The sequence below is a fragment of the Neisseria sp. P0017.S009 genome, assembly GCF_051957375.1.
In the GTDB taxonomy this organism is placed as follows: Bacteria; Pseudomonadota; Gammaproteobacteria; order Burkholderiales; family Neisseriaceae; genus Neisseria; species Neisseria perflava.
The window spans coordinates 282,712-297,112 of sequence record NZ_JBQCWL010000003.1 but is presented as its reverse complement, the minus strand read 5'-3'; the positions used below and the strand labels follow the sequence as shown (position 1 = coordinate 297,112).

The window sequence follows — 14,401 nt, the reverse complement described above, 5'->3', positions numbered from 1 at the left end:
CATAAGGAGCCGCCATGTCCCATCTGCAAACCATCGCCGAACACCTGACCAGCCGCTGCCAAACCGTTACCTGCGCTGAGTCCTGCACCGGCGGCCTGCTTGCAGGTGCGCTGACCTCCGTTCCGGGCAGCTCGCAATGGTTTCACCAAAGCTTCGTCACATACAGCAACCAAGCCAAACAAGACCGCCTTGGCGTCATGCCCGATACCTTGCTGAAACACGGCGCGGTCAGCCGCGAGACCGTCTATGAAATGGCACGCGGCGCAAAAGCCGTCGCGCAGGCAGATTACGCCTTGAGTATTTCCGGCATCGCCGGCCCCGGTGGCGGCAGCGCGGCCAAACCGGTCGGCACAGTCTGGTTCGGCCTGGCCACGCCCGAAGGTTCGTTTGAGCAAACCGCGCTATTCACGGGCGATCGCGAAGCAGTAAGGGCGCAAGCCGTCGAATACGCATTGGCTTTCTTGGCGGAACATTTGGTTTGATAGCAAAAACTCAGGCCGTCTGAAATCTGGAAATCAGGTTTCAGACGGCCTTTTTATCTATTCAAACCATCGGCGGATTTATACGCCCAAAAGTTCTTTGCCGAGGAAGCTGCCTTTTTCGACACCCGGCAGGACGAAGAAATAGCCGCCGCCAAACGGGCTGATGTATTCCTCCAGCGGCTCGCCGTTGAGCAGGTTTTGCACGAAGATGAAACCATCGGCAAGGTTGGCCTGATAGCAGATGAACACCAAGCCGACATCGAGCTGGCCGTTGGCGGCGAGACCGCGCGAGTAGTTGAAGGCGCGGCGGTAGAGCAGGTGTTTTTTCATGAACTCCGGATCGCGCGGATTGGCAAGGCGCATATGGCTGTCTTTGGGCGTGATTTTGCCGTCGGGGTCTTTGGCGAAATCGGCGGTGTCGCCCTCTTTTTTACCGTCCATGGGCGCGCCGCTGTATTTGCGCCGGCCGAAAATATCGGTTTGTTCCTGCATCGGGGTGCGGTCCCAAAACTCGACAAAGTGACGGATGAGGCGGACGGCCTGATAGCTGCCGTTTTTCGCCCATGCCGGTTCGTCCAAGCTGTTGGCGGCAACGCCTGTCCACAGGACTTGATCGGCGACTTTGGGATCTTCGACTTTGGGATTGCCGGAGCCGTCACGGAAACCTAAAAGATTGCGCGCGGCAATGGCGCCGGGTTCGGCTTTAGGGAGCCAACCGTCTATGCTCCAGCGGATGACGGCAAACTGGGCAGTGTTTTTGATGATGTCGCGCAGGGCGGCTTGGCAGGTTTCGGGGGAGAATGCGCAAATTTGCAGGCTGAGGTCGCCGTCGCACCAAGATTTTTGGAGTTTGTCGTTGGGGAAGTCGCGCATTTCCTGCAGGTGTTTCGGCTTTTTGTCTTTGAGGCCGAAACGGTCGTCAAAGAGGCTGCTGCCGACGCCGACGGTAACTGTCAGCCCGTCGGGGCGGAATTGTTTGCCGAGGATGCCGCTGCCTGCTGGCGGGAGCTTGTCGTCTCCGTCTTGGTATTCGCCGCCTTGGGTAAGAAATTCGATGCGGGCGGTCAGGGTGCGGAACAGGTTTTCAAGTTGTTTGGCGTCTTTGGCGGTAACGTCAAAGGCACACATGATGCCGAAGAGCTGGTGTGGCGTAACGATGCCTGCCTGATGCTCGCCGTAACACGGATAGGCCAGCTCGGAATGTTGGTTGTTTTGGGTCTCGGCGGCGGATTCGCCTTGTTTTTTACCGGCAAAATAACCGGCAACGCCGATGGCGCCGGCGGCAAGGGCAGTTTTGAAAAGGGTTCGTTTTTCGGGTTGTGCCGGTTGTTTGTTTTGGCTCATGGTCTGCTCCTTGGCAGGGAACGGAAAGATTGCAATCGTGTGAAGTAAGGTTGGTTTTCAAGCATATTTTGTGTGGACGACAATAAGATTCAGACGACCTTTCAATATCCAAAGGCCGTCTGAAAACGCGTTATCTTATTTCAAACCCAAAATGCCGCGCAGTTTGGCCAAGTCTTCTGCCAAGGCATTAATCGGCGCCTGCAGGGCTTTGCGGTCTTCTTCGCTCAATTTGTCGTACAGCTCGAAACCGTTCGGGGTTTTGTATTTCGCCAAAATGTCTTCAACCTGTTTGAAGTTGGCATCGGTTTTTTCCAACAACGCTTTGTCTTTGGCTTCGATCAGCGGACGGAACAAATCAACGATTTTTTTGGAGCCTTCCACATTAGCTTGGAAGTCGCTCAAGTCGGTATGGCTGTAACGGTCTTCTTCGCCGCTGATTTTGCTGCCGGCCACTTCTTCAATCAGTTCGGACGCGCCGCCGACCACCTTACCCGGAGGAAACGCCAATGCGTCGATTTCTTTTTGCAGTGCTTCGACATCGGTCATCAGTTTGGCTGCAATTTCCTTCACGCCGGATACGTCTTTTTCTACCCAAAGGGCGTGTTCGATACGGTGGAAGCCGGTAAATCCGGCATCTTTCGCACCGTCTTTGAAGTCGTCTTCACGCGCATCGATGACGGGGTCGAGTTCGCTGAAAAGCTCGGCAATCGGTTCGATACGTTCGTAATGGACGCGGGTGGCGGCAAACAGGGATTTGGCCTTTTCAATGTCGCCGGCTTTAACGGCTTCGGTAAAGGTTTTGGTTTTCGCCACCAGCTCTTTAACCTCGCCTTGAACGTAAGCTTTATAGTCGGCGAGCGGTTGAGACAGTTTTTCCAAATCCGCTTCGTTGGCAGTATCTTTGAAGCCGCTGTCGGTAACAATCAGCTTACCGCGCGGATTGGTCAACAGGCCGCAAGTCATTTCATATTCGCCCGGCAGCAGGGTAACGGTCATTTTGTCGGATAAACCCGGGGCGATGTTTTCACGCTCGTCCACCACCATCACGCCTTTCAGGATTTCCCATTCCAGCTTGCGGCCGCTGTCGTTTTTAATATTGAACACGACTTGGCCGCTGGGGACGGTCAATTCCATTGGTTCACAAGCAGTATCGTTCACGCCGATATTGACCGAACCGTCGGCATTGGCGGCAGCGGATGCGCCTGAAGCGGCAGGCGCGGCTTTTTCGGCTTCAGGCGGCTGACACGCGGTCAAACCCAGAGCCAGCATTACAGACAAAGCAGTCAGATTGAATTTTTTCATTTTACTTCCTTTTTATTTAGTTAACGTTTTTGCCGGCGCGCTGCCGCGCAAAAACCAAATCATGACGGGAACCAGATACAGCAGCCAAATCAGGACTTCGCCTTCGGTCGGGTGGTCGGTATAGCCGAAGAAACCGCCGAGCAGCACGCCTAAAGGGCTGTCTTCATGCAAATATTTCGATGTGTCGAAAGCAATATCCTGCATCACATTCCATACGCCGGCCTCATGCAGCGCGCGAAACGAACCAGCCAGCAGACCGGCCGCCACCACAATCAGAAACGCGCCCGTCCAACGGAAAAACTTCGCCAAGTTCAGGCGCATACCGCCCTGATAAATCAGCGTACCGATGACAACCGCCGCCAACAGCCCCAACACTGCGCCTATCGGCATAGACCACGTCGGGCTTTGCTGGAACACGGCCAGCAGGAAAAACACACTTTCCAAACCTTCGCGCGCCACAGCCAAAAACGCCATGCCGACCAAGGCCCATCCCTGGCCGCTGCCGCGGTTCAAGGCCGTCTGAACAGAATCCTGCAGATGCTGTTTCATCGAACGCGCGGCCTTTTTCATCCACAAAATCATGTACGTCAGCATGGCCACGGCCACCAGGCCGATGACGCCGACCACCAATTCCTGTTCCTTCTGCGGAATCTCGCCCGTTGCCGAATGGATGCCGTATCCGATACCCAAACACATGGCCGCAGCCAAAAACACGCCCAGCCAAACCTTCGGCATCAGCTCGCTGTGTCCCGACTGTTTTAAAAAACTGGCAACAATGCCGACGATCAGGGCGGCTTCAATGCCCTCGCGCAGCATAATCAAAAAAGCAATCAGCATAAAAAACTCTAAAGTGAAACGTTCATTTGTTAACGCATTTATAACGCTTTACGCTTAATAACGCAAATTATTTTTATTTTTTAATAACCCCATATTTATTAAGATTTTTTAAAATAAAATAACGGACGTAATCAATAAAAACTAAAAGGCCGTCTGAATAAGGCCGTCTGAATTTTATTTTTTCAGACGGCCTTAATTTATCTAAGCAATTGTAAATAAATAATAAAAAAGTTCCATAGTATAAATTTCCCTATCAGTGATATTTTCAGAATTTATCAAATTTAAAAGGTTGATTTACAACAAAAATTAAAACCGCCTTATCTTTTATAGTTGGCATATTGCTGGTGCAATCAGCAATCCATGACATAACAAACGCATAACAAAGGAACCCTCCTATGCCACGTTTAAAACTCCACCAAATCGCTTTGGCTTTGGCCGTTTCTGCCGCGCTGACCGCCTGCGGCGAGAAAACGGCTCAAACAACCGAAACCCCTCAAGCAGCTTCTGCCGCGAGCGGTGCCGATGCTGCCGCAAGCACCGCCGCCGTTTCGGCCCCTCAAAATTCCGCCGATGTTTCTGCCGAAGACAAAGCCCTGTTGGAACGCGCACAAGCCGTGTTCAAACCTTTGCCTGATGCGGCCGAAATGCAAAAAATCCGTCCGTTTACCGAAGAGCAGGTCAAACTCGGCCAACAACTTTGGTACGAAACCCGCCTGTCCAAAGGCAATACCGTCAGCTGTAACTCCTGCCACAACTTGGCAACGGCCGGCGTGGACAACATGCCGACCAGCGCGGGCCACAAAAGCCAATTCGGCGCCCGTAACCCCCCGACTGCCCTGAATGCCGCCTTGTTGGGCAGCCAATTCTGGGACGGCCGTGCCGCCGATGTGGAAGAACAAGCCGGCGGCCCATTGCTCAACCCTGTTGAAATGGCCAACGCGACCGAAGCCGATGCCGCCGCCAAAATCGCCGGCATTCCCGAATACCAAGAGAAATTCAAAGCCGCATTCCCTGAAGACGGCGCCGTTTCCTTCAAAAACATCACCACCGCATTGGGCGCGTTTGAACGTACCCTGTTGACCCCGACCCGTTGGGACGACTACCTGAAAGGCAACGTATCTGCCCTGAGCGAACAAGAACGCAAAGGCGTACGCGCATTTATGGACAACGGCTGTATCGCTTGTCACAGCGGCGTCAACTTGGGCGGTACCATGTTCCAAAAATTCGGTTTGGTGGATGGTCCTTACTGGAAACACATTGACGATCCTAAACACGACAAAGGCCGTGCGGACGTAACCAAAAAAGCCGAAGACGAATTCTTCTTCCGTGTTCCCGGCTTGAGAAACGTTGAACGTACCTATCCATACTTCCACAACGGCAGCGTTTGGGAACTGGATAAAGCCGTCAACATCATGGCAAAAGCGCAATTGGGTAAAACCTTGGCTCCGGAAGACACTGAAAACATCGTTGCCTTCTTGAAAGCCCTCTCCGGCAATGTTCCGGAGTCTGCCCGAACCATGCCTGAGCTGCCCGTCTCCCACGATGTCAAATCCCAACCTGACAACAAATAAGGTTTAGCATAAAACAAGGCCGTCTGAAAATCCGTTTCAGACGGCCTTTTTGTTGCCGGCCATATGGGCGCATTTGTTTCACGATTCCACACAATATGGTAATCTTGAACCGATTTTCACCATACATCCGAAAGGAACATCATGAGCCTGATTATTGAAGACTTGCAAGAAGGCCACGGCAAAGAAGCCGTCAAAGGCAAAGAAATCACCGTACATTACACCGGCTGGTTGGAAGACGGTACCAAATTCGACTCCAGCCTCGACCGCCGTCAACCGCTGACCATCACTCTGGGCGTCGGCCAAGTGATTAAAGGTTGGGACGAAGGCTTCGGCGGCATGAAAGAAGGCGGCAAACGCAAGCTGACCATTCCTTCCGAAATGGGCTACGGCGCACACGGTGCCGGCGGCGTGATTCCTCCGCACGCAACTTTGATTTTTGAAGTCGAGCTGCTGAAAGTGTACGAATAAGCATTTGACGCTTCCAAAGGCCGAGGCCGTCTGAAACCCGAAGTTTGGTTTTTCAGACGGCCTGTTTTTATCAAGATTCGGTATAATGCCCTCTTTTACAAGCAAACCATTTCCCAAGGAACCCCCATGCTTTTACCCGAACAAGTCAAAACCCTGATTGAAGGCGTTACCCCTTGCGAACACGTCGAAGTCGAAGGCGACGGCCATCACTTCTTCGCCGTAATCGTTTCCTCCTCATTTGAAGGCAAAGCCCGCCTCGCCCGCCACCGCCTGATTAAAGACGGCCTCAAGCCGCAACTCGAAAGCAACGAATTGCACGCGCTGTCGATTTCCGTTGCCGCCACGCCGGCCGAATGGGCGGCCAAACAGGCTTAATTCGAAATCAAACAAAAGGCCGTCTGAAAAGTTTTCAGACGGCCTTTTTGCATTCAAACCCAAGCAGCCTCAGCTTCCGGCCTGCATCTGTTTTTTCGGGAAAAACTGCACCACATTCTCCCCTTGCGGCAACACCAATTTCTTCACGGCATGGCCGTACACGGTTTCAAGCGTGATGTTCAGACGGCCTTCGTCGGCAAAAATCTTATCCACACATTCCTTGGCCGCTTGCGGATTGCTGAACTTCAATGCATTCCACAATCCCAAGGTCTCCATGTCCTGCCAAAACGTCCCGGCTTTTTTATAGCTCAACTCAAGTTTGGCCGTGTCGGTTACCGGATCGTAAAAGCCGTTGTCGGCGAGCATATCGCCCAAGTCGTGCATATCAATCAGCGTGGGCGCTTCGCATTCGATGCCTTCATGGTTCAGACGGCCTGTCAGCTCGCTCAGGCTGTCACGGCCAAAGTGCGTGAAAAACAATAATCCGTCGGTTTTCAAAGCAGCGGCCCAGTTTTTCAATACCGGTAAAATATCGTCAGCGCGGCTGAGGCTGAGGTTGGCCCACAACATATCGGCAGATGCTTCGGGCAACGGCGTGGTCAGGGCTTGGCAATGCTGCGGGATGGTTTTACCGGTCAGCTTCTGCCAGAAACCGCCTTTGCGCGCGGCGGCGGCGGTTTTCAAAAATTCGGCATTCGGATCGTATTCTTCAAACACGGCATCGGGATAACGCGCGGCCAGCAGGCTGCGGCTGATGTCGGCATCGGCACCAATCAGCATGATGCGTTTGGGTGCATTGCGGACCAGCTGCAGGCGCTCGTCGGTGTCTTGGGCGAGATGGCGGTGAATTTGCCAGCGTTTGTCTTGTTCGGTCATGGTGGGTCGTGTCAGCGGGCTTTACCCGACAATATTCTGTTTTTATGGTTGAAGTCTTTTTCAGACGGCCTTTTCGACAAAATTGCGGTAGATTTCGGCAAATTCGTCGGCATGGCTTAAAAAGGGCGCGTGTGCGGCTTTGTCGATAAGGACCAGCTCGCTGTTGCTCAAATGGCGGTGTAAATATTCGCCCATGCGCGGCGGCGTAATGGCGTCTTTCTGTCCAAACACCAGCAATGACGGCGTTTGAATCAGCGGCAACAACGGACGCGCATCGGCATGGTTGACCGCTTCAAGCGCGGCCTGTAAGGCGGAAGGCGTGCCGCAGCGCGCCAAATCGGGCAGCACCCGGTTTAAGATTTCGCCGGAATGGGGCGTGTGCAGCAGTTGCAGTTGTAGAAACTGTTTAATATGTTTGGCATAATCCTGCTGGAATGCGCCAACCATCTTGCCCAAGGCAGGTTGTGCCAAGCCTTCCGGATAATCCGTGTCGGCAGTCAATCGGGCAAAACTTGCCGTCAGGCAGAGCGATCGGATTTTGTCAGGATAAAGCGCGGTCAGATACAGGGCAACCAGTCCGCCCAGCGACCAGCCGAGAATGTGTGCCGGCGTGTCGATTTGTCCGGCGAAAGCTTCGGCAACGGCGGCAATATCAAACGGCTCGGTAAAAGGCGCATCGCCGTGTCCGGGCAAATCAAGCGCGCGGACGTCCCAACCGGCAGGCAGGCGCGGTATCAAATCGTCGAATACATGGCGGTTCGCCGCCCAACCGTGTATCAGATAAACTTTTTTGGCGGAGTGTGGCATGAATGTTCTTTCTTGGTGGCGCAATTTGAAACGGCTCAATGCGCGACGTTGCATATTATGCCACGATTCCGTTTCAGACGGCCTTTGCCGAGGCTGCGCAAACGATTTGACGGAATATTTTATCGACGCGGCACAAAGCTGTCCTTTGTGTTTCCGCCATGTCGCGGGCGGGGCGGTGTGCGGCGGTTGCCAGAAAAAGCCGCCCGCATTTGATAGAATGTGGGCCTCGCTGTATTACGAACCGCCCGTCAGCAGCATGATACGCGAGCTGAAACACTTGGCCGACTTGGGCATGAGCCGTCCGCTGGCGGATTTGATGAGCCAAAACGCACCGGACTGGCTGGCGACGGAACACTTCGATTTCGTCCTGCCCATGCCTTTGAGCAAAGAGCGGCGGCTCAAGCGCGGATTCAACCAAAGCGAGGCGTTGACGGATATTTTGGCAAAACGCTACGGCTGGACGCTGCTGCCGCGACACGCGGTTTTCAGACGGCACGGCGAGCCGCAAAGTACACTGAAAAGCGACGAACGTCGGCGAAATATCAAGAATGCATTTAAAATCAAAACCGAATTGCCGAAGGCGTGTAATATTCTGTTAATTGACGATGTCTTCACCACCGGCTCGACTTTGGACGAATTGGCGAAAACGCTGAAAAAATCAGGCGCAGGTAAGATTTTTTGCTGGAGCTTGGCGCGTCCGCCAATGAAAAAATAGCTTAAAGTTTTTGACACCCATGGAACATTTCGGCATTATGCCACTCAATAAGTGATTGATTTATATGTTTACCATAGTTTTGTACCAACCCGAAATCCCGCCTAATACGGGCAATATCATCCGCCTGTGCGCCAATACCGGTGCCGATTTGCATTTGGTCAAGCCGCTTGGTTTCCCTTTGGATTCGTCCAAAATGAAACGCGCGGGTTTGGATTATCACGAGTTTGCCAAACTGACGGTACATGAGAATTTCGAAGACTGCCTCAAGGCACTCGAAGGCCGCCGCATTTTCGCGCTGACCACCAAAGGCTCTACCCGCCCCGACGAAGTTTCCTTCCGCGAAGGCGACGTGTTGCTGTTTGGCCCCGAAACGCGCGGCCTGCCTGCCGAAGTTCTCGACAGCCTGCCTGCCGGACAAAAAATCCGCCTGCCGATGATGCCCGGCAGCAGGAGCATGAATCTTTCCAATACCGTCGCCGTTATTCTGTTTGAAGCATGGCGACAAAACGGTTTTGCCGGCGGCGTATAGCAGGCCGTCTGAAACCGCTGCGTTATCAACTCAAGAACGGAACCCGTTTTGACTTTTACCAAAAAAAACCTCCTTTCCTTAGCCGCCGCCACCATCGGCGTCCTTTCCATCAATGCCGCCGTCGCCGACAGCGTGGTTCGAGTCGAAAAACTGCATCCTTCTGCCAACCGCAGTTACAAAGTTGCCGGCAAACGCTACACGCCGCTGACCCAAGTTTCCTCTTTCAGCCAAACCGGTAAAGCCTCATGGTACGGCAACCAATTCCACGGCCGTAAAACTTCCAGCGGCGAGCGTTACAATATGAACGCCCTCTCCGCCGCCCACAAAACCCTCCCTATTCCCAGCTACGCACGCGTGACCAATATGCAAAACGGCAAAAGCGTCATCGTCCGCGTCAACGACCGCGGCCCTTTCCACGGCAACCGCGTCATCGATGTTTCCAAAGCCGCCGCCCAACAATTGGGTTTCATCAACCAAGGCACAGCCAACGTCAAAGTTGAGCAGATCATCCCCGGCCAAACCGCCGCTCAAACCATTATTTCCCCAAACAACAAAGAATTTTTTGTTGATTTGAAATCCTTCGGTACCCAACGCGAAGCACAGGCTTATTTGAACCAAGCCGCACAAAGCCTGCCGTCCGACAGCAAAGTCATGCTTGAAAAACGCAACTACGAATACGTTGTCAAAATGGGTCCGTTCAGCAGCCAAGAACGTGCCGCCGAAGCAGGCGAACGCGCCCGTCATCTGAATCTGGCATCCGCCATCTGATTTCGTCCGCGTTACCGCTGAAGTTTGATACAATACAAGGCCGTCTGAAACCCAATTGCAAGGTTTCAGACGGCCTTTTTTAATCACAGGGGAACACCATGATCAGCAGGCTCACAGGCAAATTGATTGAGAAAAATCCGCCGCAGGTCGTTATCGATGTCAACGGCGTCGGTTATGAAGCCGACGTTTCCATGCAGACTTTCTACAACCTGCCCTCCGTTGGCGAAACCGTCCATCTCTACACCCAGCTTGTCGTCCGCGAAGACGCACATTTGCTGTTTGGTTTCGCCTCAGCCGAGGAACGCGCCACCTTCCGCCAACTGGTCAAAGTCAGCGGCATCGGTGCTAAAACCGCATTGGGCATTTTGTCGACCATGAATGCCGACGAGCTGGCGCAAGCCATCGCCGAAGAAGACGTGAAACGCCTCTCCTCCGCCCCCGGTATCGGCAAGAAAACCGCCGAACGCATGGTGTTAGAACTGCGCGGCAAACTCGTATCCCATACCGTTTCAGACGGTCTGTTTGCCCCTGATGCCGTTGCCGATGAAAGTCAAGACATCATCAACACCCTGCTTGCCCTCGGCTACAACGAACGCGAAGCCAAAGCCGCCACCAAAGGCATTCCCAAGGGCACGGAAGTCGGCGAAGGCGTGCGCCTGGCCTTGAAAAACCTGCTCAAATAAGGCCGTCTGAAACATGAAGGCATTGGCCCTGAGCATCACCCTCTTTCTAAGCGCGTGCGTCTATACCGAGACTCCGTACGGGCGCACCGCCGTCTTAGACCTGCCCATCCACTCGCAAACCACCGTCAACAAAACCGTGACCATCAACGCCCCGCCCGGGACGACCGTCATCTATCAAGACAGCGAACCCGTCCGCAATTACCCGGCCTATCCCGTTTATCCCCGCCGGGTTTATCGTTATCGATAAACAACGCTGACCGTTTGAAACCATAGGTTCAGACGGCCTGTTGAGAGACCAACCATGAAATACATCCTTCCCCTGCTTTTACTCCTGAGCGCCTGCACGCCGGACACCAAGACCACGGATGCTGCATCCGCCCCCAAAACACACAGCTTTGCACACCACCTGACCGAAGGCGAAAAACTACTGACCCAAGCCCTCATCAAACAAGACCTCGCCGCCTACTTCAAACACGAAACCGGCGGCGCATTTGCCGAACAAGCCCCCTTATTCTCGGCCCAGCAACTTGCCGAACAGAAAAACATCCCTAAAAACGATGCCATCGGCGTTTACGGCAAAATCATCAAAACCCAAGGCCGCACCGCCTGGCTGCAAACCGACAAGCAAACCCTCAAACTCGATTTGGCCGAACCGCTGCAAGAAGCTCAAGGCGAAGTTACCCTTGTCTGCCAACATGAAAACACTGCATTCCAAGACTGCCAAACAGAAGCAAACTTCGCCCAACGCTTTACCGAACAAATCTTCTCGGCGGTCGAGTCCGGACGCGTATCCGCCCAAACAGACGCACCGGCCGAAGAAATCATGGCCGGCCGCCTCATCCCGTTTTTGAGTGCCGCCAGCGACTTTACCGGCAACTTCAAAGCCTGCGCCACCACCATGACTGAATACTGCACCAGCCGCCTGGCACGCGAAATGCCCGAATCCGCAGTCCGCAAAAAAGCACAGGAATTGGGTTTGACCGAAATAGCATTTAAAAAGAAAAAATAAATATTTAGGCCGTCTGAACCCTATGGCGGCTGTGTTATAATCCGCACCTCATACAGGTCGGACAGACAGTCGCCGCGTATCGCGTAAGGCATACGGGGAGGAAAGTCCGGGCTCCACAGAGCAGAATGCCGGCTAACGGCCGGGCGCGGCAACGCGACGGAAAGTGGAACAGAAAGCAATACCGCCGATGATTGCCTTCGGGCAAAACAGGTAAGGGTGAAAAGGTGCGGTAAGAGCGCACCGTGCATTTGGTAACAAAGCGCAGCAGGCTAAACCCCATTCGGAGCAAGACCAAACAGAACGCGATGACGCTGCTCGCCGAGCGTTCGGGTAGGTTGCTTGAGCACACCAGCAATGATGTGCCTAGAGGAATGACTGTCCGCGACAGAACCCGGCTTACCGTCCGAGCTGTATGTCCCCATACCGCGGCAGGTTTTTAAAACCTGCCGCATTTTTATAGAAATAAAAAGGCCGTCTGAAACCTGAATCTTGGTTTCAGACGGCCTTTTTTAAACCGCTGTTTATGGACGGTATTCCGGTTTCATGCCGTTGGGCAGGAGCTGCCATACATAGCCGGTGGTTTTCATTTTACCGGCCACTTCGCCTGCTTCGTCGCCATAGCCCCAGAAATAATCCACACGGACTGCGCCTTTAATCGCGCTGCCGGTATCTTGCGCCATAATTAAGCGGTTGAGGGCTTTTTTGGTGATCGGATGGGCAGTGGCGACAAATAATGGTGCGCCAAGCGTGATGTAGTGACGGTCGATGGCACCGGCGTATTCGCCCATCAACGGCGTACCCAATGCGCCCACCGGGCCTGAATCACTGCTGCCGGTCAGCTCGCGGAAGAAGACGTAGCTTGGGTTTTGTCCCAAAACTTCGGCAAGACGGCCGGGGTTTTGCTTCATATAGGCCTTGATGCCCTGCATGCTGGTCTGACCCAGCGGCAGATAGCCTTTGTCCGCCATATAGCGGCCGATGGAAACATACGGATGTTCGTTTTTATCGGCAAATCCGACGCGGATGTATTTGCCGGACGGTGTTTTCAGACGGCCTGAACCTTGAATGTGCATAAAGAAAAGTTCGACCGGATCATCTGCATAACCCAAAATCGGCGCTTTGCCGTTAAGCGCGCCGCCGTTGATTTGGCTGCGGGTGTGGTAAGGAACAAAACGGCTGCCTTCAAAACGGCCTTTCAGCGCAGTGCTGCGTGCTGTAATCGGGAATCTGGACAAGTCGGCCGTGTATGTGCCGCTGTTGTCGATGACGCCGCTGTTTGGGCCGGTTTGGCGGATGCGGACGGTGGCTTTGCTGCCCCTCAAGTTTGCAGCCAGCGGAACGGAAACAAAATCGTTCGGAATGCCGTAAATCGGGAAACGGGATTGGCTTGTGGCTTTGTCGTCGCCGTGCAGGACCGGTTCGTAATAGCCGGTAATGGTGCCGGCAGGATTGCCGCCGTTATCGACGCGCCATGCGGTGAAATAGCGTTCAAAGAAGTGTTTGGCTTGGAAATGGTGCACCGGTGTTTGCATGGCTTGGATACAAACGTCCTGCCAGCCTTGGCGGTTTTTAAGTTTTTCACAGCCTAAACGGAAAGACTGCAGGCTTTTGGTAAAGTGTTGGAGATCCCAGTGCGGCAATTCGTTGTAGGAAACTACGGTATAGTTTGCTCCTCCCCCACTCACTGTCGTACCGATGGGATCGGGCGTACCGGTGGGGCGGTCAGGGCCTTTGATAACGCTGGTGTCGGTTTCGGGGAGGTTTTTAATGCTTTTGCTCGGACAGGCGGCAAGAATGGCTGCGGCAATACTGACGAGCGTGATGCGGTACAGATGTTTTTTCATGGAATCAATAGCGTGTCGAAAGGCCGTCTGAAAGCTATTTTTCAGACGGCCTATGTTGGAAAGTGCTGATTTTAACACAAAAAAGCCATTTATCGGCGCGGCGGCAATTTGACGACAACCGTATCGGCCAGCATATCGTAGAGCGTGCGGCGGTCGCGTTTGACGGAGAAGAGCATGATGAAGTTAATGAAGGCTATAAGCAGAGAAATCAGGTTTCCACCCGTGTCACTTATTGCCAACGATACAATAGTTACCACAACACCAACAGCAAGCGCCCAGACAACTTCGCGGATTAAAACCGTTCCTTCAAAGCCCGGATTGCTTCCGTCATTTTTTAACACCCGGATGCCCATAATTTTTTTACCTAAAGACTGACCGTCCCGGCTCATGTAATACAGTTGGACAATACCAAAAACCAAATAAACAGCCAAAGAAATAAAAAATGTTATGGCAAAATATTCAGGGGTATTAAAAAGAGAAGATTCCGAAACTAATTTTTTGCTTTCATCTAAAGTGAAAACTACCATCACGATGAATGGCAACCATATCAAAAAAGTAAACAGATTATTCAACAAATATGCCGCAACCCTCGCCCCCGGCGAAGCAATATGGACATCTACTATTTCTGTTTTAGGCAAATCCGACAAATTGATTTCGCTCATTTAATCTTCCTCTGTGCTATTTAATGAGATGCAATTTCATTGCCATCTTAACCTATTTTTCCATCATTCTAAAAAATTTCGATAAAAACCTTTACATTTTCCGCAGACGGCGTTAAAACGTTTGTTTTA

General features: G+C 52.9%; 17 protein-coding genes and 1 other RNA gene. 11 read left to right on the top strand and 7 right to left on the bottom strand.

The window, feature by feature from the left end; genetic code table 11:
• Window positions 1-14: 14 nt before the first annotated feature.
• Window positions 15-482 (top strand): CinA family protein, encoded by a 468-nt coding sequence (locus tag ACTHTG_RS05840; protein ID WP_049335639.1) that lies wholly within the window; start codon window positions 15-17, stop codon window positions 480-482.
• Window positions 483-560: 78 nt separating this feature from the next.
• On the opposite strand, the gene efeB is transcribed toward ACTHTG_RS05840, so the two are convergent.
• The 3 genes from efeB to efeU form a co-directional block, all read right to left on the bottom strand.
• A complete protein-coding gene (gene efeB, locus ACTHTG_RS05835) occupies window positions 561-1,826 on the bottom strand; it encodes an iron uptake transporter deferrochelatase/peroxidase subunit (RefSeq protein WP_049335640.1) in 1,266 nt (421 codons plus the stop codon).
• A 135-nt stretch (window positions 1,827-1,961) separates the two neighbouring features.
• Window positions 1,962-3,128: an iron uptake system protein EfeO gene (efeO, locus tag ACTHTG_RS05830; RefSeq protein WP_049335642.1), complete on the bottom strand. Its 1,167-nt coding sequence runs from the start codon at window positions 3,126-3,128 to the stop codon at window positions 1,962-1,964.
• A gap of 12 nt (window positions 3,129-3,140) precedes the next feature.
• The gene (gene efeU, locus ACTHTG_RS05825; protein WP_070646286.1) at window positions 3,141-3,965 is read right to left on the bottom strand and encodes an iron uptake transporter permease EfeU; all 825 of its coding nucleotides are present in this window, start codon (window positions 3,963-3,965) and stop codon (window positions 3,141-3,143) included.
• A 395-nt stretch (window positions 3,966-4,360) separates the two neighbouring features.
• Here efeU and ACTHTG_RS05820 point away from each other — a divergent pair, with 395 nt between their 5' ends.
• The 3 genes from ACTHTG_RS05820 (at window position 4,361) to ACTHTG_RS05810 (ending at window position 6,379) form a co-directional block, all read left to right on the top strand.
• On the top strand, window positions 4,361-5,536 hold the full coding sequence (locus ACTHTG_RS05820; RefSeq protein WP_440360578.1) for a cytochrome-c peroxidase: 1,176 nt from the start codon (window positions 4,361-4,363) through the stop codon (window positions 5,534-5,536).
• 138 nt (window positions 5,537-5,674) lie between these two features.
• Complete coding sequence (locus tag ACTHTG_RS05815) at window positions 5,675-6,004, top strand: FKBP-type peptidyl-prolyl cis-trans isomerase (protein WP_094192864.1); 330 nt, start codon at window positions 5,675-5,677, stop codon at window positions 6,002-6,004.
• Window positions 6,005-6,130: 126 nt separating this feature from the next.
• Entirely contained in the window at window positions 6,131-6,379 is a 249-nt protein-coding gene (locus tag ACTHTG_RS05810; protein ID WP_003686612.1) for a BolA family protein, read from the top strand.
• 69 nt (window positions 6,380-6,448) lie between these two features.
• Here ACTHTG_RS05810 and ACTHTG_RS05805 read toward each other — a convergent pair whose 3' ends face one another.
• Both ACTHTG_RS05805 and bioH read right to left on the bottom strand, forming a co-directional pair.
• Window positions 6,449-7,255: a class I SAM-dependent methyltransferase gene (locus ACTHTG_RS05805; protein ID WP_440360577.1), complete on the bottom strand. Its 807-nt coding sequence runs from the start codon at window positions 7,253-7,255 to the stop codon at window positions 6,449-6,451.
• Window positions 7,256-7,315: 60 nt separating this feature from the next.
• Window positions 7,316-8,062: a pimeloyl-ACP methyl ester esterase BioH gene (bioH, locus tag ACTHTG_RS05800; RefSeq protein ID WP_308538594.1), complete on the bottom strand. Its 747-nt coding sequence runs from the start codon at window positions 8,060-8,062 to the stop codon at window positions 7,316-7,318.
• Here bioH and ACTHTG_RS05795 point away from each other — a divergent pair.
• The 7 genes from ACTHTG_RS05795 (at window position 8,061) to rnpB (ending at window position 12,181) form a co-directional block, all read left to right on the top strand.
• Window positions 8,061-8,777 carry a ComF family protein gene (locus tag ACTHTG_RS05795; protein WP_440360576.1) on the top strand — a complete coding sequence of 239 codons (717 nt, stop codon included), beginning with the start codon at window positions 8,061-8,063 and terminating at the stop codon, window positions 8,775-8,777. The genes bioH and ACTHTG_RS05795 overlap by 2 nt on opposite strands.
• A gap of 64 nt (window positions 8,778-8,841) precedes the next feature.
• Window positions 8,842-9,306, top strand: a complete 465-nt coding sequence (gene trmL, locus ACTHTG_RS05790; RefSeq protein ID WP_049335654.1) for a tRNA (uridine(34)/cytosine(34)/5-carboxymethylaminomethyluridine(34)-2'-O)-methyltransferase TrmL — start codon at window positions 8,842-8,844, stop codon at window positions 9,304-9,306.
• Window positions 9,307-9,354: 48 nt separating this feature from the next.
• A complete protein-coding gene (locus ACTHTG_RS05785; RefSeq protein WP_308538592.1) occupies window positions 9,355-10,074 on the top strand; it encodes a septal ring lytic transglycosylase RlpA family protein in 720 nt (239 codons plus the stop codon).
• Window positions 10,075-10,172: 98 nt separating this feature from the next.
• Window positions 10,173-10,757, top strand: coding sequence for a Holliday junction branch migration protein RuvA (gene ruvA / locus ACTHTG_RS05780; protein ID WP_004519209.1), 585 nt, complete (start codon window positions 10,173-10,175; stop codon window positions 10,755-10,757).
• A 13-nt stretch (window positions 10,758-10,770) separates the two neighbouring features.
• On the top strand, window positions 10,771-11,004 hold the full coding sequence (locus ACTHTG_RS05775) for a hypothetical protein (RefSeq protein ID WP_004519208.1): 234 nt from the start codon (window positions 10,771-10,773) through the stop codon (window positions 11,002-11,004).
• 54 nt (window positions 11,005-11,058) lie between these two features.
• Entirely contained in the window at window positions 11,059-11,766 is a 708-nt protein-coding gene (locus ACTHTG_RS05770; RefSeq protein WP_004519207.1) for a hypothetical protein, read from the top strand.
• A 53-nt stretch (window positions 11,767-11,819) separates the two neighbouring features.
• An RNA gene (rnpB, locus tag ACTHTG_RS05765) (RNase P RNA component class A) lies at window positions 11,820-12,181 on the top strand.
• 106 nt (window positions 12,182-12,287) lie between these two features.
• Here the strand turns inward: rnpB and mltA are convergent.
• Complete coding sequence (gene mltA / locus ACTHTG_RS05760; protein WP_004519206.1) at window positions 12,288-13,610, bottom strand: murein transglycosylase A; 1,323 nt, start codon at window positions 13,608-13,610, stop codon at window positions 12,288-12,290.
• An 89-nt stretch (window positions 13,611-13,699) separates the two neighbouring features.
• A complete protein-coding gene (locus ACTHTG_RS05755; RefSeq protein WP_004519205.1) occupies window positions 13,700-14,272 on the bottom strand; it encodes an RDD family protein in 573 nt (190 codons plus the stop codon).
• Window positions 14,273-14,401: the final 129 nt, after the last annotated feature.

Coding starts and splice junctions, on each gene's coding strand:
- efeO (WP_049335642.1), bottom strand. CDS start 3,128: ATGAAAAAATTCAATCTGACTGCTTTGTCTGTAATGCTGGCTCTGGGT.
- ACTHTG_RS05840 (WP_049335639.1), top strand. CDS start 15: ATGTCCCATCTGCAAACCATCGCCGAACACCTGACCAGCCGCTGCCAA.
- bioH (WP_308538594.1), bottom strand. CDS start 8,062: ATGCCACACTCCGCCAAAAAAGTTTATCTGATACACGGTTGGGCGGCG.
- efeU (WP_070646286.1), bottom strand. CDS start 3,965: ATGCTGATTGCTTTTTTGATTATGCTGCGCGAGGGCATTGAAGCCGCC.
- ACTHTG_RS05820 (WP_440360578.1), top strand. CDS start 4,361: ATGCCACGTTTAAAACTCCACCAAATCGCTTTGGCTTTGGCCGTTTCT.
- mltA (WP_004519206.1), bottom strand. CDS start 13,610: ATGAAAAAACATCTGTACCGCATCACGCTCGTCAGTATTGCCGCAGCC.
- ACTHTG_RS05805 (WP_440360577.1), bottom strand. CDS start 7,255: ATGACCGAACAAGACAAACGCTGGCAAATTCACCGCCATCTCGCCCAA.
- ACTHTG_RS05775 (WP_004519208.1), top strand. CDS start 10,771: ATGAAGGCATTGGCCCTGAGCATCACCCTCTTTCTAAGCGCGTGCGTC.
- ACTHTG_RS05795 (WP_440360576.1), top strand. CDS start 8,061: ATGAATGTTCTTTCTTGGTGGCGCAATTTGAAACGGCTCAATGCGCGA.
- ACTHTG_RS05770 (WP_004519207.1), top strand. CDS start 11,059: ATGAAATACATCCTTCCCCTGCTTTTACTCCTGAGCGCCTGCACGCCG.
- ACTHTG_RS05810 (WP_003686612.1), top strand. CDS start 6,131: ATGCTTTTACCCGAACAAGTCAAAACCCTGATTGAAGGCGTTACCCCT.
- ACTHTG_RS05755 (WP_004519205.1), bottom strand. CDS start 14,272: ATGAGCGAAATCAATTTGTCGGATTTGCCTAAAACAGAAATAGTAGAT.
- efeB (WP_049335640.1), bottom strand. CDS start 1,826: ATGAGCCAAAACAAACAACCGGCACAACCCGAAAAACGAACCCTTTTC.
- ruvA (WP_004519209.1), top strand. CDS start 10,173: ATGATCAGCAGGCTCACAGGCAAATTGATTGAGAAAAATCCGCCGCAG.
- trmL (WP_049335654.1), top strand. CDS start 8,842: ATGTTTACCATAGTTTTGTACCAACCCGAAATCCCGCCTAATACGGGC.